At 45.2% G+C, this 24,416-nt stretch carries 24 protein-coding genes; 1 reads left to right on the forward strand and 23 read right to left on the reverse strand.

The features are described from left to right. Positions 1-9 precede the first annotated feature (9 nt). Positions 10-1,326: a DEAD/DEAH box helicase gene (locus tag ACH6C1_RS09625; protein WP_374076621.1), complete on the reverse strand. Its 1,317-nt coding sequence runs from the start codon at positions 1,324-1,326 to the stop codon at positions 10-12. Positions 1,327-1,500: 174 nt separating this feature from the next. Here ACH6C1_RS09625 and ACH6C1_RS09630 point away from each other — a divergent pair, with 174 nt between their 5' ends. Then, on the forward strand, positions 1,501-2,448 hold the full coding sequence (locus ACH6C1_RS09630) for a 4-hydroxy-3-methylbut-2-enyl diphosphate reductase (protein WP_366247169.1): 948 nt from the start codon (positions 1,501-1,503) through the stop codon (positions 2,446-2,448). Positions 2,449-2,477: 29 nt separating this feature from the next. On the opposite strand, the gene ACH6C1_RS09635 is transcribed toward ACH6C1_RS09630, so the two are convergent. The 22 genes from ACH6C1_RS09635 to ACH6C1_RS09740 form a co-directional block, all read right to left on the reverse strand. Continuing rightward, positions 2,478-3,587 carry a Nif3-like dinuclear metal center hexameric protein gene (locus ACH6C1_RS09635; RefSeq protein ID WP_374076623.1) on the reverse strand — a complete coding sequence of 370 codons (1,110 nt, stop codon included), beginning with the start codon at positions 3,585-3,587 and terminating at the stop codon, positions 2,478-2,480. After that, positions 3,580-4,290, reverse strand: a complete 711-nt coding sequence (locus tag ACH6C1_RS09640) for a tRNA (adenine(22)-N(1))-methyltransferase (protein ID WP_374076625.1) — start codon at positions 4,288-4,290, stop codon at positions 3,580-3,582. Before ACH6C1_RS09640 ends, ACH6C1_RS09635 begins: the two co-directional genes overlap by 8 nt. Positions 4,291-4,464: 174 nt before the next feature. Continuing rightward, positions 4,465-5,586: an RNA polymerase sigma factor RpoD gene (gene rpoD / locus ACH6C1_RS09645; protein WP_038561388.1), complete on the reverse strand. Its 1,122-nt coding sequence runs from the start codon at positions 5,584-5,586 to the stop codon at positions 4,465-4,467. A 37-nt stretch (positions 5,587-5,623) separates the two neighbouring features. Further along, positions 5,624-7,450 carry a DNA primase gene (dnaG, locus tag ACH6C1_RS09650; protein ID WP_374076627.1) on the reverse strand — a complete coding sequence of 609 codons (1,827 nt, stop codon included), beginning with the start codon at positions 7,448-7,450 and terminating at the stop codon, positions 5,624-5,626. 23 nt (positions 7,451-7,473) lie between these two features. Next, positions 7,474-7,944: a YaiI/YqxD family protein gene (locus ACH6C1_RS09655; RefSeq protein ID WP_095222498.1), complete on the reverse strand. Its 471-nt coding sequence runs from the start codon at positions 7,942-7,944 to the stop codon at positions 7,474-7,476. A gap of 170 nt (positions 7,945-8,114) precedes the next feature. Next, positions 8,115-9,218, reverse strand: a complete 1,104-nt coding sequence (locus ACH6C1_RS09660) for an acyltransferase (protein ID WP_374076629.1) — start codon at positions 9,216-9,218, stop codon at positions 8,115-8,117. A 145-nt stretch (positions 9,219-9,363) separates the two neighbouring features. Continuing rightward, positions 9,364-10,173: a pyruvate, water dikinase regulatory protein gene (locus ACH6C1_RS09665; protein WP_095222496.1), complete on the reverse strand. Its 810-nt coding sequence runs from the start codon at positions 10,171-10,173 to the stop codon at positions 9,364-9,366. A 21-nt stretch (positions 10,174-10,194) separates the two neighbouring features. Next, positions 10,195-10,827, reverse strand: a complete 633-nt coding sequence (ccpN, locus tag ACH6C1_RS09670; RefSeq protein ID WP_095222495.1) for a transcriptional regulator CcpN — start codon at positions 10,825-10,827, stop codon at positions 10,195-10,197. Positions 10,828-10,855: 28 nt separating this feature from the next. Continuing rightward, on the reverse strand, positions 10,856-12,943 hold the full coding sequence (gene glyS / locus ACH6C1_RS09675; protein WP_374076631.1) for a glycine--tRNA ligase subunit beta: 2,088 nt from the start codon (positions 12,941-12,943) through the stop codon (positions 10,856-10,858). Beyond that, positions 12,933-13,823, reverse strand: coding sequence for a glycine--tRNA ligase subunit alpha (glyQ, locus tag ACH6C1_RS09680; RefSeq protein ID WP_366247176.1), 891 nt, complete (start codon positions 13,821-13,823; stop codon positions 12,933-12,935). The genes glyS and glyQ overlap by 11 nt, the downstream gene beginning before the upstream one ends. Before the next feature lie 296 nt (positions 13,824-14,119). Continuing rightward, positions 14,120-14,863, reverse strand: a complete 744-nt coding sequence (gene recO, locus ACH6C1_RS09685; protein WP_366247177.1) for a DNA repair protein RecO — start codon at positions 14,861-14,863, stop codon at positions 14,120-14,122. Positions 14,864-14,886: 23 nt separating this feature from the next. Further along, positions 14,887-15,045, reverse strand: a complete 159-nt coding sequence (locus tag ACH6C1_RS09690; protein WP_095222491.1) for a YqzL family protein — start codon at positions 15,043-15,045, stop codon at positions 14,887-14,889. 108 nt (positions 15,046-15,153) lie between these two features. Next, the gene (gene era, locus ACH6C1_RS09695) at positions 15,154-16,062 is read right to left on the reverse strand and encodes a GTPase Era (RefSeq protein ID WP_366247178.1); all 909 of its coding nucleotides are present in this window, start codon (positions 16,060-16,062) and stop codon (positions 15,154-15,156) included. A gap of 541 nt (positions 16,063-16,603) precedes the next feature. Beyond that, on the reverse strand, positions 16,604-16,984 hold the full coding sequence (locus ACH6C1_RS09700) for a diacylglycerol kinase family protein (RefSeq protein ID WP_374076634.1): 381 nt from the start codon (positions 16,982-16,984) through the stop codon (positions 16,604-16,606). Continuing rightward, complete coding sequence (gene ybeY, locus ACH6C1_RS09705) at positions 16,953-17,426, reverse strand: rRNA maturation RNase YbeY (protein ID WP_095222488.1); 474 nt, start codon at positions 17,424-17,426, stop codon at positions 16,953-16,955. The genes ACH6C1_RS09700 and ybeY overlap by 32 nt, the downstream gene beginning before the upstream one ends. Further along, positions 17,426-19,540, reverse strand: coding sequence for an HD family phosphohydrolase (locus ACH6C1_RS09710; protein ID WP_374076637.1), 2,115 nt, complete (start codon positions 19,538-19,540; stop codon positions 17,426-17,428). Before ACH6C1_RS09710 ends, ybeY begins: the two co-directional genes overlap by 1 nt. Positions 19,541-19,598: 58 nt before the next feature. Beyond that, a complete protein-coding gene (locus tag ACH6C1_RS09715) occupies positions 19,599-20,555 on the reverse strand; it encodes a PhoH family protein (protein ID WP_095222486.1) in 957 nt (318 codons plus the stop codon). A gap of 2 nt (positions 20,556-20,557) precedes the next feature. Next, the gene (yqfD, locus tag ACH6C1_RS09720) at positions 20,558-21,796 is read right to left on the reverse strand and encodes a sporulation protein YqfD (protein ID WP_374076639.1); all 1,239 of its coding nucleotides are present in this window, start codon (positions 21,794-21,796) and stop codon (positions 20,558-20,560) included. A gap of 24 nt (positions 21,797-21,820) precedes the next feature. Next, on the reverse strand, positions 21,821-22,102 hold the full coding sequence (gene yqfC, locus ACH6C1_RS09725) for a sporulation protein YqfC (RefSeq protein ID WP_176465689.1): 282 nt from the start codon (positions 22,100-22,102) through the stop codon (positions 21,821-21,823). Between the two features lie 80 nt (positions 22,103-22,182). Further along, positions 22,183-22,629 carry a hypothetical protein gene (locus tag ACH6C1_RS09730; protein WP_374076642.1) on the reverse strand — a complete coding sequence of 149 codons (447 nt, stop codon included), beginning with the start codon at positions 22,627-22,629 and terminating at the stop codon, positions 22,183-22,185. A 22-nt stretch (positions 22,630-22,651) separates the two neighbouring features. Next, positions 22,652-23,638 (reverse strand): flotillin-like protein FloA, encoded by a 987-nt coding sequence (gene floA / locus ACH6C1_RS09735; RefSeq protein WP_095222482.1) that lies wholly within the window; start codon positions 23,636-23,638, stop codon positions 22,652-22,654. Beyond that, complete coding sequence (locus tag ACH6C1_RS09740) at positions 23,635-24,336, reverse strand: NfeD family protein (protein WP_374076644.1); 702 nt, start codon at positions 24,334-24,336, stop codon at positions 23,635-23,637. Before ACH6C1_RS09740 ends, floA begins: the two co-directional genes overlap by 4 nt. Between the last annotated feature and the right edge of the window lie 80 nt (positions 24,337-24,416).

Here is a 24,416-nt window from a genome sequence, read left to right on the forward strand (position 1 = left end):
ACTTTCTCCTTACTTTCGCTTAAAACGATCTTGTCGGTCCAGCTTCTTCTTGATTTTATTTTTCTGATACTGCATTTTCCGTTTGTAGCCCGGTTTTACTTTCTTCGGTTTACGTACTTGCTTCCAAGCTTGGGATTCATTATCAGATTCAGTTTTCTTACGTGTAACCCGTTCGTTCCACGCTTTCAGTTCTTTCCATTCTCCATTGGCAATGTCATAGGTCGTAAATTCAAGACCTTTCTTATCCAGTTTCTGAATCAGTTCTAAGTCATAATCATTGTAAAGACTGATTGCAGTCCCTTCCATACCAGCACGTGCAGTTCTTCCTACACGGTGAACATAGAATGGTTCTTCTTTCGGAAGCTGGGCGTTAATGACATGGCTGACACCTTTGATGTCAATGCCGCGTGCTGCCAAATCCGTCGCAACAAGATACTGGAAACGCAGTTCCTGAATATCGCGAAGTACGCGTTTTCGTTCCCTAGGTGTAAGTCCGCCGTGAAGAAGACCGACCTGCAAGCCTTTATCCGTAAGCTCTGCTGCAAGGACATTGGCTGCGTCCTTTCCATTCACGAAAATAATGGCCATGTATGGCTGGATGACACTAGCTATTTTCATGATCATTTCTGCTTCATCACGGTGCCGCATCGGAACTAAGCGATGCTCCATCGTTTCTGGAGATAGATGGCCGCCAATTTCAAAGTGCTTTGGATTTTCCAAGTACTTTTTCAGGAACGGCTGCAAACGCTCTGGAATTGTCGCTGAGAAGACAAGCAGTTGTACATCCTGACGCATACGTGTCAAAATCTGATCAACTTCTTTAATAAAGCCTAAATCAAGCATCAAATCTGCTTCATCAAGGACAAAGCTGGTAGCTGGATATAAGTCCAGTGCCTGCTCCTCCATCAGATCCAGGATTCTTCCTGGGGTACCGATGACGATCTGCGGCTGTGTTTTCAATTTCTCGATTGATCTTTTCTTGTCTGTTCCGCCAATGAATAGCTTCGCATGCCAATCGTTCTCTTTACCGGCAAGTTTTATGAAATGACGGGCTTCCTCATAAATCTGGATAGCAAGTTCGCGTGTCGGTGCTGTGACAACGAATTGTGCATGCTGCTCGGCTTCCTTCAATTTACTGAACAACGGGATCAAATAAGAATGTGTCTTACCAGATCCAGTATGGGATTGGCCGATAACACTCTCGCCCCGCAGAACTGCCGGGATGACTTTTTCCTGGATCGGTGTTGGGTTGGCAAAGCCTAGTTTATCAATCGCTTCATTGACTGTTGGCAGAAGCGCGTATTGTTTAAATTGGTGATTTTTCATGTGTAACTCCTTTTGGTCATTCTGTTCCTTTTATATTATAGAGGACTTTGTCATATTTTGCACGATTACTCGAAGATAATAAACAATCTTTGTCATATTCCTTAATAGCCTTTATAATGGAGAAGACCCAGAAATAGATGTCCCGTGCAAACGGAGAAGGGGGAAACACAGCGAATGAACGTAATTAAAATAGCGCCACGAGGTTACTGCTACGGTGTGGTAGATGCCATGGTGATAGCGCAGAATGCCGTACGGGATGAGAATCTTCCCCGGCCGATCTATATTCTCGGCATGATCGTGCATAATGCCCATGTGACCAATGCATTTGAAACGGAAGGTGTCATCACACTCGATGGTTCGGACCGAATGGAGCTTTTAGAACAAATAGACAGCGGTACCGTTGTATTCACTGCTCATGGTGTCTCTCCTGAAGTGAAACAGCGCGCACATGAAAAAGGTCTGACTGTCCTTGATGCTACATGCCCGGATGTGACACGTACACATGATCTGATCCGCGAAAAAGTAGCAGAAGGCTATGAAGTCGTCTATATCGGTAAAAAAGGACACCCGGAACCAGAAGGTGCTATCGGCGTCGCTCCTGGTAAAGTTCACCTTGTCCAGACCGAAGAAGACGTACAAGCACTTGAATTGGATGCACCGAAACTTATTGTTACCAATCAGACAACAATGAGTCAGTGGGATGTCTACGATGTCATGCAGCTTGTGAAAGAGAAATTCCCGCAAACAGAAATGATCCAAGAAATTTGCATGGCGACACAGGTGCGCCAGGAAGCAGTTGCCGAACAGGCGAAAGATGCTGATCTGACACTGGTTGTCGGCGATCCGCGAAGCAACAACTCCAATCGCCTCGCACAAGTATCTCAAGAGATTGCTGGTACGAAAGCATACCGTATCGAAGATCTTTCCCAGTTGAAGCTGGAATGGCTGGAGGGAGTCGAAACAGTTGCTATTACTGCTGGTGCCTCTACTCCTACTCCTGTGACAAAGGAAGTTATCAACTTTATCGAGAAATTTGATCCAGCGAACCTGGAAGATGTGAAGCTGGAATTCAATGTTGATCCGAAGAAAATCCTTCCGAAGGTAAAAGTTAAGAAAGCGTAAGAAAACCGAGTCCGGCTGGACTCGGTTTTTTATATGCCCTTGAAAGGATCTGTGTTTACCAGCGAAGCACGTACTGGTACATCTGAAAATGCATGCTGTAGATAATCTGCCACTTTTTGCTTCATAATCTTCTCTGCATAATGACCGGGATCAATAAGACAAAGACCTGCAAGCATTGCATCCTGTGTTTCATGAAAAGTTAAATCACCCGTTATATATACATCAGCTTGCTGCATTGCCTGATCAATATAATCCCGGCCGCTTCCTCCGAGTACAGCTACTGTTTCTACTGAGGCAGAAGCATCACCCGTGAATCGTACATGCTGGACATCATACCGCTGTTTCACCAGTTGAGCCAATTCGTGCAAGGTCATGGGAGAAGGCAGTATACCGGTTCTTCCTAATCCATAAGCCTTCCCTTCCATTTCAACAGGGTAAACATCGTAAGCGACTTCCTCATAAGGATGTGCTTCTATCATAGCAGCTACTGCCTTACTTACATTCTCTTCAGGCACAAGCATTTCGATACGAACCTCTTCTACGCGTTCTAATTCTCCTGCTTGACCGATGAATGGCTGGGCGTCCGCATTCGGCTGAAAATACCCGCTGCCTTCTGAAACAAAACTTACCTTCTCATAGTTACCTACGTTTCCGGCTCCGTTCGTATGCAATGCATCCTTCACGTTTTGTTCATGTGTTTTCGGAACGAACACAATCAATTTTTTGAAAATTTGATGCCCCGAAGGAAGGAACACACGCTTTTGTTCAAGCCCCAATGCATCTGCCATCAAATCATTGACACCGCCTTCGACAATGTCGAGGTTCGTATGCGCTGCATACACAGTTATATCATGCTTCAAAAGCTTCTGAATGACGCGTCCTTTAGGCGTGTCGATATCCAATTTCTTTGGAGGTGCAAATAATAATGGATGATGTGCAATAATCAGATTGGCATTATGCAAGATAGCCTCGTCTACAACGGCTTCGGTTACATCCAATGTCGTCAGCACACCCGAAACAGCTTGATCAAGCGTTCCAACTTGCAACCCGACATTATCCCACTTTTCTGCAAGCGAAGGCGGGCACCATGACTCGAAATACGCAATCACGTCTGCTATACGCTTCTGATTATCAGTCATTTAATTCCTCCTCCAGCCATCTAAGCTCTGTTTTGAAGGAAGCAAGCTTAGCTTCATCAACTTGCTGAGCATGCTGCATGTTCGCCACATTGCGCTCCAGCTTCCGCTTGTAGTCCAGCCATTTTGCCCGGAAAGCTTCATTTTTTTCCTTCAATAAGACAGGACCAAACAAAAGCTCCTTCTCACGTACATCTGCATCCTCGTGATAAATACTCTTTCCCTCACGAACAGCTACCAACACCTCATAAATATGGCCTGCTTCTTCTAAGATTTGTTCCTTCTGCAGGATGAATCCATTTTTCTGGAACCATTTACGCAGAGCTCTGGCATCTATATTGGGCTGAACAATAAGCTGTTCTACACGACCAAGCTTTTCTTTGCCTCGTTCTAAAATTGATGCAATCAAGGGACCGCCCATACCTGCGACAACGACTTGTTGTACCTCGTCTGGTTGAACAACTGCAAGTCCATCACCTTTTCGTACATCTATTCGATCTGTTAAGCCTTGAAGCTTCACCTGTTTCTGAGCACTGCGGTATGGTCCCTCATTAATTTCTCCTGCCACAGCTTTGCTGGATGGATCCTGCAAACATACATAGCAAGGTAGATAGGCATGATCAGATCCAACATCGACAAAATGCGCAGATTTCGGCAAATGGGCAGCGACTGCTGAAAGCCGCTCTGACAATGATAAAACGTTCATTATATCCAACTCCTTTGTCAAATATACGTGTTTTTTGTAAAATATCCTCCCACACTTTTTGCTGAGAGAATTTGCATTCGGCTTTCAATTTTTGTAAAATGTATGTATTCCTAAGAGCAATAAGAAAGCCCAGCCACATGCGGTTACACACATGATAGCTGAGCGAAAGCCTTCTTATTCTAGGAAATCTTTTAAGCGTTTGCTACGGCTTGGATGGCGAAGCTTGCGCAATGCTTTAGCTTCGATTTGACGGATACGCTCTCTGGTTACGCCGAATACCCGGCCGACTTCTTCAAGTGTTCTTGTTCTTCCGTCATCAAGTCCGAAACGCAGACGAAGCACATTCTCTTCCCGGTCAGTCAAAGTATCAAGTACATCTTCCAACTGTTCTTTCAGCAATTCGTATGCTGCATGGTCAGAAGGAGAAGTTGCTTCCTGATCCTCGATAAAGTCCCCAAGATGGGAGTCATCTTCCTCACCAATTGGTGTTTCAAGGGATACAGGTTCTTGAGCAATTTTCAGGATTTCACGTACTTTTTCCGGTGTAAGCTCCATCTCTTCACCAATCTCTTCTGGAGACGGCTCACGCCCTAGATCCTGCAGGAGCTGACGCTGCACACGGATCAACTTATTGATCGTTTCCACCATATGCACAGGAATACGAATTGTACGAGCTTGGTCAGCTATTGCACGAGTGATTGCCTGACGGATCCACCAAGTAGCATACGTACTGAATTTGAAACCTTTACGATAATCAAATTTTTCAACTGCTTTAATGAGACCCATGTTACCTTCCTGGATTAAATCCAAGAACAGCATTCCACGTCCTACATAACGTTTTGCAATACTTACTACTAGACGTAAGTTCGCTTCCGCCAATCGGCGTTTTGCCACTTCATCTCCAGCTTCAATACGTTCAGCCAGCGCAATTTCCTCTTTTGCTGACAATAAATCGACGCGGCCAATTTCTTTCAAGTACATACGGACAGGGTCATTGATCTTGATGCCCAGTGGTACACTTAGGTCATTCAAGTCGAATTCTTCCTCTTTCGCAATTTGTTTCATATTCGGGTCTTGGTCGGATTCACCAATCACTTCCACATTTTGTTCGTTCAAGTGCTCGTAGATCTCATCCATCTGATCGGAATCCAATTCAAAGCTTGCAAGACGCTCACTTACCTCTTCATAAGCAAGGACTCCACGCTTTTTACCCATTTCAACAAGGAGTTCTTTTGCTTGCTCCAATGTCATTTCAGTCTCATTCACTTTAGAACCTGCTGGCTTATTCTCTGCCATAAGTCCTCCTCCTTCCAAAACATCAAGCTATCTATTGTTACAGAGAACTTTTTAAAGTTCTTCGTATTTCCATGATTTTCATGGCTATCTGTGCTGCCCGAATGGGATCATTTTCCTGTTCGGCTTGCCTCTGTTCGGCCAGCAGCTGGCTAATATCCGTCTTATTCACTTGCTCGCGTTTAATGGTGCGGATATAATCACTGATCTCCTGATCACTGATATCCTCGACTACCGGCAGCATTGCTGCCTGGATGACCAGCTGCTGCAAGGAAGGATCCTCCAGCGATGATACGAACTGGCTCACATCCGCATCATTGCCTTCTTCGTAAAAAGCATACAGATGGGTGGCGATCACCTGGAGCTGATCCGTTATAAATGAAGCCCCTAACTCTTCTTGCACTTTATCCGCAATTGCCGCTGTTCTAAGCATATGCGCCAGCAGCTGTTTTTCTGCCGTCTGAAAAGCAGTTGGTATTTTTTTTTCATAATTTCGACGGGATTGCTGCTTTGGAGCCGGTGCTTTAGCCGAATTGCTGGCCCCTCTCTTGCTTTCCCGTTTGCGGAGTCTGGGCTCAAGATCGGTGACAAGCGTATCCAAGGAAAGGTCCATTGCGTTAGACAGCTCCCGCAGATAGTGTTCCCGTTCTACAGAGCTTTCAATCTGCGCAATCTCATCCAATACTTTTTCTACATACTGCAGGCGATCTCCTTCAAGTGAAAGGTTGAAGTCCTGCTTCAAGTAGTGCATCATGAAGGACATAGCCGTCAGTGCTGCATCGATGATGGATCGTTTGAACTTCTCTGCTCCATGCTCACGGATGTAGTCATCTGGATCCAGACCGTCCCGAAGCATAGCAACACGCACATGATTGCCAGTTTTCTGCAGTATTTGCAAAGCCCGGTAAGTCGCTTCAAACCCCGCCTTATCGCCGTCATAACAAATGACGACCTGCTCTGCATACCGCTTTAAAAGCCTTGCCTGGGTCTCTGTCAGAGATGTCCCAAGCGTTGCAACCCCGTTTCTGACACCTGCTTGATGCGCTGCAATCACATCATTGTAACCCTCGAATACAACGACCTGACCCGTCTTACGAATTTCACTTCTGGCTAAGTCGAAATTGAACAGCATTCTTCCTTTTTGGAAAAGCTCACTTTCGGAACTGTTCAAGTACTTCGGTTCCTGACCTCCACCTAGTGTACGGCCACCGAAGCCTACTGTCTTACCGAGATGGTTCCGTATCGGGAAAATAACGCGCCCCCGGAAGCGATCCTGAGGCTTATTTTCTTTATCGGTTGAAAAAAGACCTGTATGAAGCAGTTCTTGCGGCTTGTATCCTTTTCCTTCAAGGAATTTTACAGTAAAGTCTCTGCTGTTTGGTGCAAAGCCTAACTGGAAGGTGTCAATCGTCTCATCAGTCAAACCGCGGCCGAGAAGATATTCATAACCAGTCTTACCTTCTTTCGTGTTGCGCAGCAAGTTATGATAGAGCTTGACGACCCATTCATTCGCCTCAAGTGCAGTCTGCTCTTCCCTGGATTGCCCGCGTTCCTGCTGTGCTGCTACAGAGGCAGGTACCTCTGTCCCGCTTCTCTCTGCAAGCTTTTGAACAGCCTGGGAAAAGGACAGGCCTTCCAATTCCATTAGAAAGGTAAATACATTTCCTCCCTTTCCACAACCGAAACAATGAAAAATCTGCTTTTCCTGGGTCACGGAGAATGATGGTGATTTTTCACCATGGAATGGACAAAGCCCGAAGTAGTTCCGGCCTTGTTTCTTTAATTGGACATGCTCGCCGACCACATCGACGATATCATTTGACTTGCGGACTTCCTCGACTATTTCTTCTGGTATTGCACCAGCCATTTCACATCACCAACCTATATAATTCAACAACTTCCGTCTGATTCCTGCATTTTTCGACAAAAAGACGAAAAAATAGTAAGGAATCTTCTTCTGTCGGCAGCTGTCAGCTTGGAAGGTCCCTTAATTCGTTTGCCCTGTCGTTGATTTTGGATTCGCATATGCTTTCTTAGAAGGATCTCATCGGCATCGTCCTCCGTAATCAGCTCTCCGCGAGGTGTGATGACTGTTACGTCCTTGGCTGTGAGCAAAGTAGCCAAAGCTAGGTCTTGCGTTACAACACAAGCTCCAGACGTTATATGGTTCAGAATATACCAATCCACCGCCTGATCCACTGGATCAAGAACCACCCAGGAGGCATCTGAATCACTGCTCAGATGATTGATTGTGGTTACGAATCGGACAGGAACGTGATAGGCTGCACATGCAGAAACAATCTCCTTCTTGACAGGACAGCTATCTGCATCCACATAGACAATAGGGTTATGTGATTTCATGTCTCACTAATTCTACAATAAAATGCGGAATCCTTCCTTTTTCGTAAAATTTTTATAAAGCTTTTTACCTCAAGGGTTACCAATTAAACTTTTTTCATACTAACAACATTTTTTCACAAAAACTAATTATAATACAAAGTAATTAAAAAAGCCATTATTTTAACTGGCGTTCAGGAAGCCTTAGATTGCTTCGGCAGACTGCTGTTTCCTGGTAATTTACCAAAGAATAACGAAGCAAAAGGCACAAAGCGATGACAAAGATAAATGATCAAAAAACAAACTCCCATTACAGCCAGATAACGTAGCATCATCTGTATATGAAATAAATAGTTGCTGTATGCAGGGATTGTTATTGTTACATAATCCAGAATGAGTGGATGCAGCAGATAGTAACCGAAAGAATAGCTCGCAATTTGCTGTAATCTGGTTAATGTTGACGTCGAAAGCTTGTCTGCCAAAGATTCAGCAATCCGGAATATGCTGTAACAGCCTGTTATAAGGAAAACATAATTTACACTCTCATATAGAATGTTGTTCCATTCAAAGGCACCGAGAGTCCCGGAGAAATAATAATAAACCGCTATGAATGATCCTGCTATACCACTGATCAGCAGCCATCCCCACGTAGTCCAGCGTCTGCTTTTCGCTTTTTCCCTATCATAGTGGATGCCAATCCATCCTCCGAGCAATAACGTACCCATTAATTGCAGAAATAACGGAAAAGTGCTCAATGGCACGAACGTCTGCAGGGCAATATAGCCTAATTGCAGCAAGCCGCCGAACACAAACATATATTTTCTAAAGATAGCAATTTTGTGATCCAGCCAAATCAGCAAAGGCAAGACGACATATATTTGAACAATGAGAAATATAAAGTGCAGCTGATAGTAGCTTTCTCCAAAGAGTATCCGCTTGGCGATAGCTGTTGGATGGAGATCTCCGAAGCCGAGAATCACTTTATGCACTTCGTACACAAGAGCCCAAATGATGTAAGGAATCAGGATAAAGCTGACTCGCTTCTTGTAATAATTTTTCCATAAGGTCTTTGTCAGTTTTTTATGCTTGTATTGATAAAAGAAAACCAGACCAGTAATAGCTATAAACAATCCTGCTTCTATCCGGATGATCCTATTCAAAAAATGATATTTCTCGTACGCATCGCCTGCAAATGGAAGAACAGTAGCATAAGCACCTGTCACATGGACGAGCACGACAAGTGCCATTGCCAAGAGTCTCATCAGATAGATCGATTGGATCTGCTGTTGTTTTTTCATGTTAGGTCTCCTTGTAGACGTCATTTACGAAACAGAAGAGGCAACAACAGATGCCTGCCGTTACCTCTTCTGTTTTTATCGTAAAGATTTTACCGGAGGACCGTCAACATGATAAACAGAATCTTAACACTAACTTTGTATTAACTTAATCCTGTTGGTTGCGGACAGTCAAGATACTATTGGCAGTTTCTTCAACTGCTTTATTGGAAACATCAATCACACGACAGCCGATACGCTCGGCAATCTTATCAAAATGTTCCAGTTCATGATTGATTCGGTCGATATTGGCATAGCTCGCTTGATCCCCCAGACCGAGCGCTTTTAGACGTTCCTTGCGGATATCGTTTAGCTTCTCAGGACTGATGCGTAGACCGATACATTTAGAAGGATCCACTTGGAAAAGTTCCCGAGGCGGATCTACTTCCGGGACAATCGGTACATTGGCGACTTTCAGACGTTTATGCGCAAGATATTGTGATAATGGCGTTTTGGAAGTGCGCGATACACCAATGAGTACGATATCAGCCCTTGCGATACCACGTGGATCACGTCCATCGTCATAACGAACCGCAAATTCGATCGCTTCAATTCTGCGGAAATAATCTTCATCAAGACGATGGACAAGGCCTGGCTGAAGCTTTGGTTTCTGATGGAACATATCAGCCATCGCATCCATAAGCGGCCCCATCAGGTCGATGCAAGGTATACCGTGCCTTTGTGCTCCGCTAGTAAGGAAAGCCCGGAAATCCGGATTGACCATCGTGAAGGCGATGATTGATGGACGTTCGTTTGCTTGTTTCAGCGTTTCTTCCAATATGGATGTGTTCTCTACGTAGGGAACTCGCTGCAAAGCAAACGGCTCTTCCAGATTAAACTGACTCAATGCTGCTTTTACGACTAGCTCTGCTGTTTCCCCTACAGAATCTGATACAACATAGACGATTGGTTTCTCCATCGGTTCCCCTCCTGGTTATATTTACATAAGTTCATTTCGAGCAAGTTCCACAAAAGCCTTTGTGATCGTTGTCTTTGTAATACGTCCAACTACTTTGGCACCTGCCTCAGTTGATCTTTCTATGACCGGAAGACTGTCGATTTGTTTATCAATCAACCGATTGGCCGCTTCCACCAGCAATTCATCCGGATAACAAACGGCTACGTTCGGCATCCTCGTCATGATGATATGAACCGGAATTTCCTGCAGTACCTGATTGCCGATACTTGCTCGCAGTAGATCCTTACGAGAAACGACTCCAACGAGATTGTTGTCTTGATCGACTGCAAAAAGCGTTCCGACATCACTCAGGAACATTGCACTGATCGCGTCATAAGCTGAATCATCCTCTTTGACGACAATAGGCATCGATTGGAAGGTCTCTACTTTGTATTTCATCAGTTTTTCTGTAATGATTTCTGAACCTGTTTTACCCGTATAGAAGTAACCAACACGCGGTCTTGCATCCAGGAAACCTACCATTGTCAGGATCGCCAAATCTGGACGCAAAGTCGCCCGTGTCAGATTAAGCCGCTCCGCGATCTGTTCTCCTGTAATCGGACCCGCTTCTTTCACAATCGCGATAATCTGCTGTTGTCTTTTAGACAAATCCATGTTCATCACCTCTATCCAAGAACTGCCCTCATTGGACCTGTTTCCACTGTACTTTTGTCACATCTGCATAGCTGAGAATTAGTGCAGCCAATTGGTTCAATAATGATAAGCGGTTCGTTTTTAATTTTTCATCCTCTGCCATGACCATAGTATGATCGAAGAATGCATGGATAGTGTCAGCGAACGCTGCCAGCGTATACAGAGCTTCTTTCGCTTGACGGTTGCTTGCAGCTTCCATATAAGCTTTTTTGTTCTCAGCGAGCTTGCTGTATAGCTGCCGCTCGTATTCATTTTCGAATAACGCTTCCTCTACCCCGTGATCAGCACCTTTTTTAGCAAGGTTTATGACGCGTCCCAATGCTTCCTGAATTGGTTTGAAGCTCTCATCCTGACGCAATACTTGCAATGTTTTCGCTTTAGCAAGTGTGTACGGGTAGTTACCGATTTGTACAGAAAGAACGGCTTCCACAACATCATGAGAGATACCTTCCTCTTTCAGCAATTGAGAAGCACGCTGGTAGAAGAAATTGCGAATATCTTCTGTATAAGTATCCTTTTCAACAGTCGGCAAAGCTTGCTGCTCAAACAATTCCACTGTGCGATCGACTATCTCTTCTACCGTGATCTGCCAGTCTGTCTTCAACAGCATTTGGATGATGCCAATTGCTTGACGGCGTAAACCATAAGGATCCTGTGAACCAGTCGGAACATTGCCGATTACCATGCTTCCAACGATTGTGTCCAATTTATCGGCAATGCTGACAATCGTACCTTCCACAGACTCAGGAAGCTCTCCATGGGAGGAAAGCGGCATATACTGTTCGCGAATTGCTTGGGCTACTTCTTCAGCTTCGCCGAAGTGGCGCGCATATTTCTCACCCATGATACCTTGAAGTTCAGTGAATTCGTTCACCATATTCGTCACAAGATCAAATTTGGCGATGCTTGCAGCGCGCTCTGCCCGAGCTGACGTTTCCGAATCGATAGCTGCAGCTTCACTAATCATCCTCGCAATCTTCGTCACTCGGTCCACTTTATCCTGCAAGGTACCGAGTTCCACTTGATACACCATTTTAGACAGCTTTTCTTGCGCTTTCTCAATCGGCTGCGCTTTATCCTCCGCATAGAAGAATTCGGCATCCTGAAGTCTGGCACGAAGCACCTTTTCGTTTCCGCGTGCTACGTTCTCCAAATGATCGCTGTTTCCATTACGTACACCGATGAAATGCGGTAAAAGCTGCCCAGACGTGTCTGTGACTGGGAAGTAACGCTGATGTTCCTTCATGCTCGTAATCAGCACTTCTTGCGGCAAATCCAGGAAGCTGGCAGCAAAATCGCCATGGAATACAGTCGGGTATTCCACCAAATACAGCACTTCCTCCAAAAGATCTTCATCAATTGGAATTTGCCAGCCGTTTGCAGTTTCCAATTGACGAATACCATCGATGATCATCTGTTGGCGCTTCTTCTGATCTACAATAACAAATTGCTCTTCCAGTACAGATGCATAAACAGAAGGATTATCAATTGTAGCTGTTTTTCCAAGGAATCGATGACCGTAAGTAAGATTTGATGATGCTGTTCCCGCTATCTCCATTGGAATGACCGTTTCACCATACAGTGCTACGATCCAGCGAATTGGTCGTGCATAACGCAAGCTGCCGGATCCCCAGCGCATATTCTTAGGGAAATGCAGACTTAACAGTACATCTTTGAAAGCTGGCAGCAAGTCTGTAGCATGCTGACCTTTGACAAACTTCTTCACAAAGATGTATTCTGTTCCATCCACGTCTTTCGTATAGATATCATCAACTGAAGCACCTTGGCCGCGCGTGAAACCTTGTGCTGCCTTCGACCATTGTCCTGCTTCATCTTTTGCGATTCGAAGTGCAGGTCCTTTCACTTCTTCTTCGATGTCAGGCTGCTTATCGGAAAGTGCTAGGATTGAAACAGCCACACGTCTCGGTGTTGCTTGTACAAGTACCTTTTCAAAGGAGAGACCCAGCTCATTCAGCCATGCTGTCGTCTTGGTTTCCAACTGCTCAATCGTGCCAGGCAAAAACCGTGCTGGCATTTCTTCTAAGCCAATTTCGAAAAGTACATCCTTATTTTGCATGCTCATCCGCTCCTTCTTTCAGCATTGGGAAGCCAAGTCGTTCCCGTTCTGCTACATAGCTCTTCGCAATGGATCTGGCCAAGTTACGTACTCTGCCGATATAACCAGTTCGCTCTGTCACTGAGATGGCGCCTTTGGCATCGAGCAAGTTGAATGTGTGGGAACATTTCAACACGTAATCATACGCAGGGAAGACAAGCCCTTGATCCATGATCCGCTTCGCTTCTTTTTCGTACATATCAAACAGCTGGAACAGCATGTCTGTATCAGATTCTTTAAAAGTATATGTGCTATGCTCAAACTCCGGCTGCTTGAAGATATCAGCTACTGTAACGCCATCTGTCCATTCGAGCTCGAAAACATTCTCTTTATCTTGAATGTAAGAAGCAAGTCGTTCCAGACCATATGTAATCTCAACGGAAACGGGTTTTGCTTCCAAGCCGCCGATTTGCTGGAAATACGTGAACTGCGTGATCTCCATACCATCAAGCCAAACCTCCCAGCCAAGTCCAGCGGCACCAAGTGTCGGGTTCTCCCAGTTATCCTCAACAAAGCGAATATCATGCTTCAATGGATCGATGCCCAACTTGCGAAGAGAGTCCAAGTATAGTTCCTGGATATTGTCTGGTGAAGGCTTCATGATCACCTGGAATTGATGATGCTGGTATAAACGGTTCGGGTTTTCCCCGTATCGGCCATCAGCTGGGCGTCGGGAAGGCTCCACATAAGCTACGTTCCACGGCTCAGGTCCAAGGCTGCGCAATAAAGTCATAGGGCTCATTGTTCCTGCCCCTTTTTCTACATCATACGCCTGCATCAATAGACAGCCCTGGTCTGACCAATGCTTTTGTAACGTCAAAATCATATTTTGGATATTCATCGGATTCCCTCCATCTTCTTTTCATCAACGTCTGGATGGACAAAGAAAAATCCCGTCCTTATGCTGCTTAAACAGCATAGGGACGGGATTACCGCGGTTCCACCCTAATTGCTCCCAAATGGAAGCCACTCTTTTTTCCTTTTGCTCCAAAGCGCCTTCTCCGTCTGTCTTTGTTCTGGCTCTCACTATCCCAGATTCGCTATGCAAAGGACCGGACGGATACTACTCTTCTTCAACGCAAGCCGTCGATTTTGTTACTATCATACTAAAAGGCCGCACTAATTGTCAACAAACCTTTATTGAAGTTTATCTAATTGTGCAAGGAACTTCTTGCTTTTCAGGAAATAACCACCGTACCGATCATAATAAGTATCAAGCAGCTCGTTTAGAAGCCTTTTAGTTTCTGGCTTCACCGATATATTGCCAATCCTGGAAATATCGATACTCGAAAATAGCTGCAGAAGCTTCGTTACTTTTTCTGATAATACATATGCATCCGGGTCAAGATGCATACAGCGTCTGCAAAGCATACCGCCTTCCGGTACGGAAAACCGGAAAGGCAGCTCCGTATTTCCGCAATTAACGCATTGATGCACTGTCGGCGCAAAACCACCGCGGCGGAACATCTTCAATTCATAGATGATTCGCAAAACATCTGCATCCTTGCCGTCATTGATCCACTCCATCACCTGCAGCAGCTGGCGAAATAAATCAGGATCAGGCTTATTATTATCTGTCAGCTTGTCTGTCATTTCCGCTATATAAGACGCATAAGCTGTTTTGACGATATCTTCACGGATCGACCGGAAGCTTTGCAGAGGTTCTCCTTGCTGCATGGCTCCCATGCCCGAGCCAAGCTGTACTAGAAATGACCCAAAGATGAATGGCTGCGCAATGGCAGCCATCCTGCTTTTCGGTTTCTTTGCACCTCTTGCCATCACAGCGATCTTGCCGCGATCTTCTGTGAATATGGTAATGATTTTATGTGTTTCCCCATAATCCTGTGTGCGCAGGATGATTCCTTCTACGTTTTGGAGCAACGCTCTCTCCCCAGTCCAGTTGCTTACATTTTAGATTGAAGCCGATTATAAGTCGGGAGCTCAATGATGTTATTTTGCTCCGGAGGTAATAGTGAATTGTACATTGTTTCGATTTCTTTCATCAATAAGTAGGTTTCGATACTCCCGGTCTTGCTAAAGATTTGCCAATGGAAATCAATCACAGGAAGTCCACCTTTCTATGCTTTTTTTAAGAAATGAATATACAAAACATTCTCCTAGTTAGGATGACACCTTCTCCTCAATCCATGTGCTTCAAATATTACCAGCTATCAATATTCTTCACGGCTGAAACCGTAATCATTGAGCTGCGCTTGCTTATTCCGCCAATCAGGCTGCACTTTAACCCAAAGCTCGAGAAATACCTTACTGCCAAGCAGCATCTCTATATCTCTACGCGCCAGCTTACCGACTTGTTTGAGCATACTGCCCTGCTTTCCGATGATGATCCCTTTTTGGGATTTTCGTTCCGTGATGATCGTAGCTTGGATAAATACCTTCTCCGTCGTGCTGTGGCGATTCTCGATTGCTTCAATGACAACAGCGATCGAATGCGGTATCTCCTCCCGTGTCAAATGTAGTACCTTCTCACGAATGAGCTCACTTATAACGAAGCGCTCCGGGTGATCCGTCACTTGGTCTTCCGGGTAATACTGCGGCCCCTCTGGCAGATAACCTTTTAACGTTTCAAGTAAATGCGCCGTATTATTGCCTTCCAGCGCACTGATTGGGACAATTTCTGTGAAGTCCAACTTGTCCTTATACAGCTCGATAAGTTCGAGCAGCTTATCCGGATGGACCTTATCAATTTTATTCAGTACCAGGAAAACCGGGTTGTTGACTTTCTGCAGTCGTTCAAGGATGAATTGATCCCCTCTGCCATAGCCTTCCTCGGCATTGACCATGAACATGACAGCGTCCACTTCATTCATTGTGTTCTCTGCTGTCTTCACCATAAAATCTCCGAGCTTATGCTTCGGTTTGTGGATTCCAGGCGTATCAATAAAGATGAATTGTGCATCATCCTGCGTGAGCACCCCTTGAATCCGGTTGCGCGTCGTCTGCGGCTTATCACTCATAATAGAGATCTTCTGACCGACAAAACGATTTAATAAAGTTGATTTCCCAACATTGGGTCTCCCGATGATGGAAATGAAACCTGAGCGAAATTCTTTCTCCATGCTGTTATATTCCTCCAAGTACTAGTACGACAAAAACCTCGAGTACTATAAAAATGTTGTATCTCTATCTTACTACAAATCCCCCGCCACTTCACCCATTCGACAAAAGGGGTTAAAAAAATCAAAAGCGGAGGGAACCGTTAAGAAACGAAGTGGTAAGCAAAGGAGCCCAGAGTGGGTGATTTCCCCACGGCGGGATTCATTGCTTACAACGCAGTTTCTGGTTCCCGCAGCTGGACGAAACCAAAAGCGGAGAGAGTCGGTTAGGGATGAAGAAGTAAGTGAGAAAGCCCGGAGTAAGGTGTTCTTCCCTTACGCAGGGATTTCTCGCTTACGGCGCAGTCCCTGACTCCCGCAGCTAGACGGAAAACCAAAAGCGGAGAGAGTCGGTTAGGGACGAAGAAGTAAGTGAGAAAGCCCGGAGTAAGGTGTTCTTCTCTTACGCAGGGATTTATCGCTTACGGCGCAGTCCCTGACTCCCGCAGCTAGACGATGCTCCAATGAGAGTAAAAAAACCGTCCATCTACATGGACGGTTTTCCTCACAATACAGAAATGATTTCCGGAACGAAAACGACAAGACCGACACAAATGGCAGTGATAGCCGCAATGAGGACGGCACCTGCTGCAATATCCTTGATGAGACCTGCTGCCTTGCTTTGTTCGGGCGATAGGTGATCCATCATAAGTTCGACGACTGTATTAATCATCTCCGTCACAATGACGAAACCGATACTTAAAAGGATAGCCGCCCATTCCGCTGGGTCGATCCGGAGAATCACGCCTGTTATCAGGGCGATGATTGCTGCGATTGTATGAATACGGAAATTCCTCTCCTCGAGGAAAGTCCAGCGTATCCCATTCCACGCATAGCGGAATCCGATGCCAGACTTAGTTTTCTTCCCGTTTGAGTCCGAAGCCATTCAAAATCTCCTCTTGTCGGCCGAACATCTTCTTCTCATCTGCCTCATTCATATGATCATATCCTAAAAGATGCAGGAAGCCATGCAAAGCGAGAAAACCAAGTTCCCTCTCCACACTATGCTGATACTCTTCTGCCTGTTCTTTCGCTTTGTCGACAGAGATGATGATATCACCGTAAACAATCGGGATTTCTTCTCCGATTATTTGCTGTTCGCCTTCCCCTTCTTCTTGCATGGCAAAGGATATGACGTCTGTCGGTACATCCTTTTGACGGTAATTACGGTTGATCACCTGTATTTCAGCATTGTCCACAAATGTGATGGACATCTCCGCTTCTTCTGTTATTTTCTCTGCATCTGCTGCGTATTGGATAAGCCGATCAATCAGATCTACATAATCTGCTGTCACGCTATTCGTTTTATCATGGAAATCAATATGCATTAGTTTGCCTCCTTCACTTTTTCTTCATCCGGATATTCGATCCTGGAATGGAATATTCCCGTAAGCGCCTGACAAATCGCTTCTTTGATTACTTGCAATTCCTGTAAAGTCAACGGCGCACAATCTAGTTGGCCATCCATTAGCTTATCCTTGATGATATTATCTACCAAGGTGCCGATTTTTTCCTGAGTCGGCTCTTTCATGGATCGAACTGCTGCTTCGACAGAATCACAAATCGATAGGACCGCTGTCTCTTTCGTCGATGGTTTTGGACCTGGATAGCGATAAGTTTCTTCCTTTACGTCTTTATTATATTCCTTTTCCTTGTAGTAAAAAAACTTCAAAAGCGATGTCCCATGATGCTGTTCGGCCATATCAACAATTTCCTTTGGGAAATGGTTGTTTTGCAGCATTTGTGCCCCATCAAATGGATGGCGAATGATAATTTCAGCACTTTGCCGCGGTGATAACTTGTCATGTGGATTCTTTCGGCCCATTTGGTTTTCAATGAAAAGCTGCGGCTGTCGTGTTTTGCCAAGATCATGGTAATACGCACCGACTCTGGCTAGCAGGCCATCTGCTCCGATTGCTTCACATGCAGCTTCACACAAATTGGCTACCATGATGCTATGATGATATGTCCCAGGAGCATCAGTAAGGATCTTTTTCAGTAATGGGTGATTCGGTTTCGATAATGCTAAAAGCTTCGTTTCGGAAAGGACACCGAATCCGGCTTCGACGAACGGCAGAATACCAGCTACAAGTACGACTGTCAATATAGCTGACAAAACGGCATAACCAACATAAAGCAGCACCGCATCCCAAGCATATTTTTCGAATGCGAAGAATAAGAATAACAATACACTAATCACTTGCACACTTGCCAGCAAAAGAAGTGCTTTTGCCATCGCTGCTTTATCCTTTACATTTCGAATGGAATAGACAGCTGCCAGCTGGGCGAACAGGAAGTAAAGTGTCGCCTCCATGTTTAAAGATCCAGGTATTTCATCGTTCAAGATGATTCCAGCCAATATACTGTACACGATGGCATATCCGATAGCGAACCGTTCGCTCAGTAAATGCCTGAACAAAACTGCCGCAAACGCTGCAGGAAGCAGTAAATAGTAATGCAGATCAGTTGTTCCAAGAGCACTGACCAACTTCAACAGTAGGGCAGACATACAAATAAGCAAAAACGAAAACAAAAGGACAGACTTACTCGGTCTAGTCCGTTTTTTTAATGTATGTATTGTTTCATATGCCAGAACACCGGTTAAAAGAGCCACGAATAGTACCAGACCGACAAGCGGCAGGACATTCCTAGTATTGTTCAATAGACCTACGAGCTTCAGTTCTTCATAAACATCGTTCGTGATCGTCTGTCCTTCCTGGACGATGATCTGGCCTGCACGAATCATGACAGGAGCTACGCTCTGCTGGGCTTCTGCTCTTGCTGAGGCTGTATCCTGTGCGTCAAAGGATGCATTCTGTACAATAGCAAAGCTAGTCAGCGAACGGAGTGCTTGCTTAGCGCCTGCAGACACATCTGCATAACCGATTCTTTCTCCCATCTCTTCCTTCGTCTGCTGTACTTCATCGCGTTTTACCCCATCTTCAAGATATCCAGTCATCGTGTCGACGAATACTTTTTCACTGATTTCTCTTTCGTCTGACGGTATTTGGAGCAGCTGTTCCAGCTGTCTGTCTGTCAAATCTTCCTTAACAGATTCGGAAAGCAGATTCTTGACTGACTCGACTCTTTGGTCGATAGGCTGGTCGGCTTCATCTGCTTGTCCGATCGCAGAGAAAATCTCTTCAACCGCATCTGTTTTCGTTTCTGTTATTTCAGAGGATACAGTATAGCGGTCATCTATTTGCTGGCTGGCTTCCTGTCTTTGTCTTTCCGTCTCGGCTTCATTCTCGATGGTAATCGGTGAACGTATCGTTTCTTTTGCTGCATCATAAATCTGGACGTCATAATTCTTCGTTGTCACATTGGAAGCTGTCGTAACAAAGAAGAAGCATCCGAGCAATATTGCTCCAATCAAAATGAATGCACGTTCACCAGCTTCTGATTTTCTTCTAAACAGTTCCCTGAACTTCTTTCTAGCCACACTCTGCCCTCCTATCCGCTTAAACCGAAAAAGACCCGAAGCCGGGCCTCTTTCCTTTTTATTCTGATTCGTAAGCTTCGATAATTCGTTGCACAAGCGGGTGACGCACTACGTCTGTCTGCTTTAAGTAGGTAAAATAGATACCTTTTACATTACTGAGCTTTGTCTCGATAGAACGCAGACCAGATAGAGCACCTTTCGGCAAGTCGATCTGAGTCAAATCGCCTGTGATGACCATCTTGGACCCGAAACCGAGTCTTGTGAGGAACATTTTCATCTGGGCGTTTGTTGTGTTTTGGGCTTCATCCAGGATAACGAAAGCATCATCCAGTGTACGTCCGCGCATATAAGCAAGCGGAGCGATTTCGATCGTTCCACGCTCAATCAGACGAGTCGTCTGTTCTAAGCCGAGTACATCATGCAAGGCATCGTACAACGGGCGCAAATACGGATCTACCTTTTCCTTCAAGTCACCTGGAAGGAATCCTAAGCTTTCGCCTGCTTCCACTGCCGGCCGTGTCAAAATGATACGCTTTACGATACCTTTTTTCAAAGCATTGACAGCCATTACAACTGCCAAATAGGTTTTACCTGTACCAGCAGGTCCTATACCAAAGACCAAGTCATTGGACTTGATACCATTGATATAATTCCGCTGGCCGAGTGTTTTGACACGAATTGACTTGCCTTTTGCATTTTTCGTTATTTCATCATCAAATAATGTTTCGAATTGATCCAGTTTATCTTTTTTGGCTAACTCAATAGCGTACACCACATCGCGTTCTCCAATCGGAATGCCGCGCCGAATGACAGCAGCCAACGCTTGCAGCAACTCCTCTGTCGTGCGGACTTCTTCTTCTGGTCCAGTTACGCGAACTTCTTCCCCACGCGTGACAATGGAAACACGGAAATGTTCTTCGATCTGCTTCAGATGGCGATCCTCCGTGCCGAACAGAGCTAATGTTTCATTAGTATCTTTTAATTGCAAATTCACACGTTTTACGTCTTCGGGCATAATCAATCTCCTTGAGATATAGGTTGAGATGTTGCAATATCTTCATTTACTTGAAAGTATAAGATTAATTTAACTTTACCATTCTCGACAGTCTCATGTAAAATTTTTTGAGAAATAATGTCAGCATCAGCACCAACTTGGAGCTGTAAATCCTGTTTGGCTAATTTTTCAGCCTGTTTACTCGCTTCCTCTTTTGTCCGTTTCACTTGTTTCGTGACCCGTTCGTACTCCGTCGTTTTACTCATCCCGATCGGCAGCTCCCAGCGGAGGAACCGGAGATGGCGTACAGCAGTCTGTTCCTGGGAATCCTTGAACCCAGTTTCCCCGAACCCCCAAACCGGAAACTGGAAATCGTCTCCAATCCGAATTGCATATTTATTTTCCTGTTTACCGCTAAGAACAGTATATGTTTCTTCAAGCGGAACTGCTGCAGACACATTATACCACGTCCGTGCGATGACATTACCAGTCGCTGCAACATGCTTACGTGTATCTTTCTGCTTTGTCTTATCCTTTTGATCCTTGTCAATAGGAGGAGGTTCATTCCCGATCAAACCGGAAACGAGCACATCTCCAGGCTCTACGTAATCATGCACCCCAACTTGCGGCACTCCTTCTGATACAAACATGTCGACGATAACGCCTTTTTTCTTTGCCACAAGGTGCCGAGGTCCTGGTTGTGCTTCTTCTTTAACGATTGTTTTCGGTACACCTTCCAATGCATAGGTTGTCCCTTTCTCTTGCACTCCTATCCACAGAAGATCCGGAATATCCTGTAACAAACGCTGCTGGATATCAACTGGAGCGCCAAGCGTCAGCTTGAAGGCACCTAAACGCACGCCGTACTCATCCAGCTGTGTTTCGATTTGATGCTCTAACTCCGGGCTTACGCCTTTCACTTCAATTTTCCAGACTGTATTGGAGAGAAAGAAAATAGACAGGATGCTGATGGCTATACCGAGCAGCAACGGTTTCTTATGCAGCAATGCAGTGAAGAGGAAAGGAAACCCATGCTTGCTGCGGAACTGAATTTTGTAGCCTGTCCCTCTTCGCTGCATGCGAAGCTTGCTTATATCCTGTTTCCTTATCTTCGCTTCACATGTCTGACTGTCTTTTTTGATGATATCCCAGACAAGAACCTTCTCCTGTACAAGCTGATTAAAAAATAGCTCCGGTCTGTCCCCTTTTATCAGTACGGTCACATATCCAGTAAAATAAATATCCTGTGTGTGCTTCTTCATACGTACCTCCCCGATCCGCTTGCCTTATGATTCAATGAATTTGAATTCCTTCATTTTGCCTTCGAGCAGGATTTCCTCTGGAAGCATGACTTTCAGTACGAATGATTCCCCTGTTATCCGGAGGAAACCTGTGTTGAGACGCAGCCTAAGTTCGTTATCAGAAAAAAGCACAAGCCCTCTGTGATTTTCGATATATGCATGAAAATGGCCGATTGTCGTAATCCGAGGGAGTTCAAGCACCACATCAGCAGGCATATCCAAATGCTCGGTGAACCAATTTCCGATCCGCTGCTGCCATTTTTTCATTTCCATCAGCTCCCCTCTGCACATTCTATGTTGCTAAGAGGCAAGTGAGAACAGTCTGATGCACGAAAAAAGCGAGCCCATTATTGGACTCGCTTGTTGAATGCGCGATGCGGTTTTTTCGCACGTGGTTCTCCGAGTATCTCAGACCAGAGAACCTGTTCTGCTAATTGTCTGCTAGTAGGCCGTTTCAGCTTGATTGGCTTAGCTAGAGTTTGGTCTTTATTATCCTGACGACGGACAGAGGAGGCACTGCGCACTTCCAGAGCTTGCTGAATTGCCTCCGTCGTCTGCTTTCTATATTCATCTGCTTTCTGCTCGGCTTGAATCAGTTCTGGTGCTTTAACTGGCCTCTGTTTCTGCTGACGATCCTCTCTGCTTGCACGAGGCTGCTTTTCCTTCCAGTTCTTGACCGGAGGCTGCGTGCGTCGGGGATCGTTATCTTGATCTCCTTTTTTACCTGCGGAGTTAAAAAAGAAAGCAATGGCAGCAATTGCTAACGGCACGAGAAATTGCAAAATGTCAAACATGCACCTGCCACCTTTCTAAAACTTAACGTTCTTCCTCGTCATTATTTGACAAGTCACCAATGCTGTCTCGCATTGTTGTATCTGCATTGATGTTCTGGTAGTTCATATAATCCATCACGCCCATGTTACCTGAACGCAGTGCTTCAGCAAGAGCAAGCGGAACATCCGCTTCTGCTTCTACTACCTTGGCACGCATTTCTTGTACGCGGGCTAAGTTTTCCTGCTCCTGTGCTACAGCCATCGCACGACGTTCCTCAGCTTTGGCTTGGGCGATATTCTTATCTGCCTCTGCCTGATCCGTTTGAAGCATCGCCCCAATGTTTTTACCGATATCAATGTCTGCGATATCGATGGAGAGAATTTCAAATGCCGTACCGGAATCCAAACCGCGTTCTAACACATTATGTGAGATTTTATCCGGGTTTTCCAATACATTCTTATGGTTGGTCGAGCTACCGATGGTACTGACAATTCCTTCCCCTACACGCGCGATGATGGTATCCTCTCCGGCACCACCCACAAGTCGGTCGATATTGGCACGCACGGTGATACGGGCTTTCGCCTTCACTTCGATACCATCAATCGCCACACCTGAAATAAACGGTGTTTCAATCACTTTCGGATTGACACTCATCTGCACAGCTTCCAATACATCACGACCAGCTAGATCAATTGCTGCTGAGCGTTCAAATGGTAATTCGATATTCGCACGGTGTGCTGCAATAAGTGCATTGACGACACGGTCGACATTACCTCCTGCCAGATAATGACTCTCCAGCTGGTTTGTATCAACCTTCAAGCCTGCTTTATGGGCTTTAATCAATGGATTGATGACACGTGATGGGATAACACGTCTTAAACGCATCCCTACCAATGTGAATATGCTGATACGGACACCTGCTGCCAGGGCACTGATCCATAATGCAACTGGTACGAAAGTGAATAAAATAATCAATGCAATCAAAATGACTGCAGCAATAATAATCGGTACTAGTATATCTTGATTCATTCTGTTTCCTCCTTGTTCGTCACAGGACTGACGATGATTTTCGTGCCTTCTGTACGGATAACAACTATTCCCGATCCTTTGGCAACATACCTGCCTTCAGTGATGACATCCATTACCCTGCCATCAATATCGGCTGTACCTGACGGGCGCAAAGGTGTTTTCGCTACACCACGTTTACCAATCAGGACTGTCAAGCTAGGAAGCGTATCCGGCTTGAGTGTTTCCTGGAGTATCATCGGCTTGAACATCCCTTTTTCAAATCCGACAATGCGAATAACATATACAACAGCCAAAACGGTGACCACGAATGCAATACTTACACTCATCATCATATCGGTTCTATCAGCCGCCATAGAAAAAAGCGCCCATAGTAACCCGATCATACCAAGTATGCCCATTATGCCTCCAGGTACGAATAATTCCAAGACAAGTAAAATGATGGCTGCAGTCAAAAGCAGAATATCCGTATTGGTTGCTAGTCCTGCCGCAATATGACCGTAAAGAAACATTCCTCCAGCAATGATTCCAAGTATCCCACCCGCTCCAAAGCCGGGTGTGAACATTTCGACAGCCAATCCAGCAAAAGCTATGGAAAGCAGGATTGTCACAAGAACCGGAGAAGTGATCCACGTCTGCATTGTTTCGCCGAAGCTGTGCATCGCTGTTTGAAGACTTGGAAGTGTGATATATTGCAGCATAGAAATCCTCCTGGTTTCGTTTACAGTTGTTATGTACGTTAACTTATACGCTTGGATAAAGAAAAGGTTTCATATGTAGA

The organism is Terribacillus sp. JSM ZJ617, assembly GCF_044383785.1.
Taxonomy (GTDB): Bacteria; Bacillota; Bacilli; order Bacillales; family Amphibacillaceae; genus Terribacillus.

Coding starts and splice junctions, on each gene's coding strand:
- ACH6C1_RS09625 (WP_374076621.1), bottom strand. CDS start 1,326: ATGAAAAATCACCAATTTAAACAATACGCGCTTCTGCCAACAGTCAAT.
- ACH6C1_RS09630 (WP_366247169.1), top strand. CDS start 1,501: ATGAACGTAATTAAAATAGCGCCACGAGGTTACTGCTACGGTGTGGTA.
- ACH6C1_RS09635 (WP_374076623.1), bottom strand. CDS start 3,587: ATGACTGATAATCAGAAGCGTATAGCAGACGTGATTGCGTATTTCGAG.
- ACH6C1_RS09640 (WP_374076625.1), bottom strand. CDS start 4,290: ATGAACGTTTTATCATTGTCAGAGCGGCTTTCAGCAGTCGCTGCCCAT.
- rpoD (WP_038561388.1), bottom strand. CDS start 5,586: ATGGCAGAGAATAAGCCAGCAGGTTCTAAAGTGAATGAGACTGAAATG.
- dnaG (WP_374076627.1), bottom strand. CDS start 7,450: ATGGCTGGTGCAATACCAGAAGAAATAGTCGAGGAAGTCCGCAAGTCA.
- ACH6C1_RS09655 (WP_095222498.1), bottom strand. CDS start 7,944: ATGAAATCACATAACCCTATTGTCTATGTGGATGCAGATAGCTGTCCT.
- ACH6C1_RS09660 (WP_374076629.1), bottom strand. CDS start 9,218: ATGAAAAAACAACAGCAGATCCAATCGATCTATCTGATGAGACTCTTG.
- ACH6C1_RS09665 (WP_095222496.1), bottom strand. CDS start 10,173: ATGGAGAAACCAATCGTCTATGTTGTATCAGATTCTGTAGGGGAAACA.
- ccpN (WP_095222495.1), bottom strand. CDS start 10,827: ATGGATTTGTCTAAAAGACAACAGCAGATTATCGCGATTGTGAAAGAA.
- glyS (WP_374076631.1), bottom strand. CDS start 12,943: ATGCAAAATAAGGATGTACTTTTCGAAATTGGCTTAGAAGAAATGCCA.
- glyQ (WP_366247176.1), bottom strand. CDS start 13,823: ATGAATATCCAAAATATGATTTTGACGTTACAAAAGCATTGGTCAGAC.
- era (WP_366247178.1), bottom strand. CDS start 16,062: ATGGAGAAAGAATTTCGCTCAGGTTTCATTTCCATCATCGGGAGACCC.
- ACH6C1_RS09700 (WP_374076634.1), bottom strand. CDS start 16,984: ATGGCTTCGGACTCAAACGGGAAGAAAACTAAGTCTGGCATCGGATTC.
- ybeY (WP_095222488.1), bottom strand. CDS start 17,426: ATGCATATTGATTTCCATGATAAAACGAATAGCGTGACAGCAGATTAT.
- ACH6C1_RS09715 (WP_095222486.1), bottom strand. CDS start 20,555: ATGCCCGAAGACGTAAAACGTGTGAATTTGCAATTAAAAGATACTAAT.
- yqfD (WP_374076639.1), bottom strand. CDS start 21,796: ATGAAGAAGCACACACAGGATATTTATTTTACTGGATATGTGACCGTA.
- yqfC (WP_176465689.1), bottom strand. CDS start 22,102: ATGAAAAAATGGCAGCAGCGGATCGGAAATTGGTTCACCGAGCATTTG.
- ACH6C1_RS09730 (WP_374076642.1), bottom strand. CDS start 22,629: ATGTTTGACATTTTGCAATTTCTCGTGCCGTTAGCAATTGCTGCCATT.
- floA (WP_095222482.1), bottom strand. CDS start 23,638: ATGAATCAAGATATACTAGTACCGATTATTATTGCTGCAGTCATTTTG.
- ACH6C1_RS09740 (WP_374076644.1), bottom strand. CDS start 24,336: ATGCTGCAATATATCACACTTCCAAGTCTTCAAACAGCGATGCACAGC.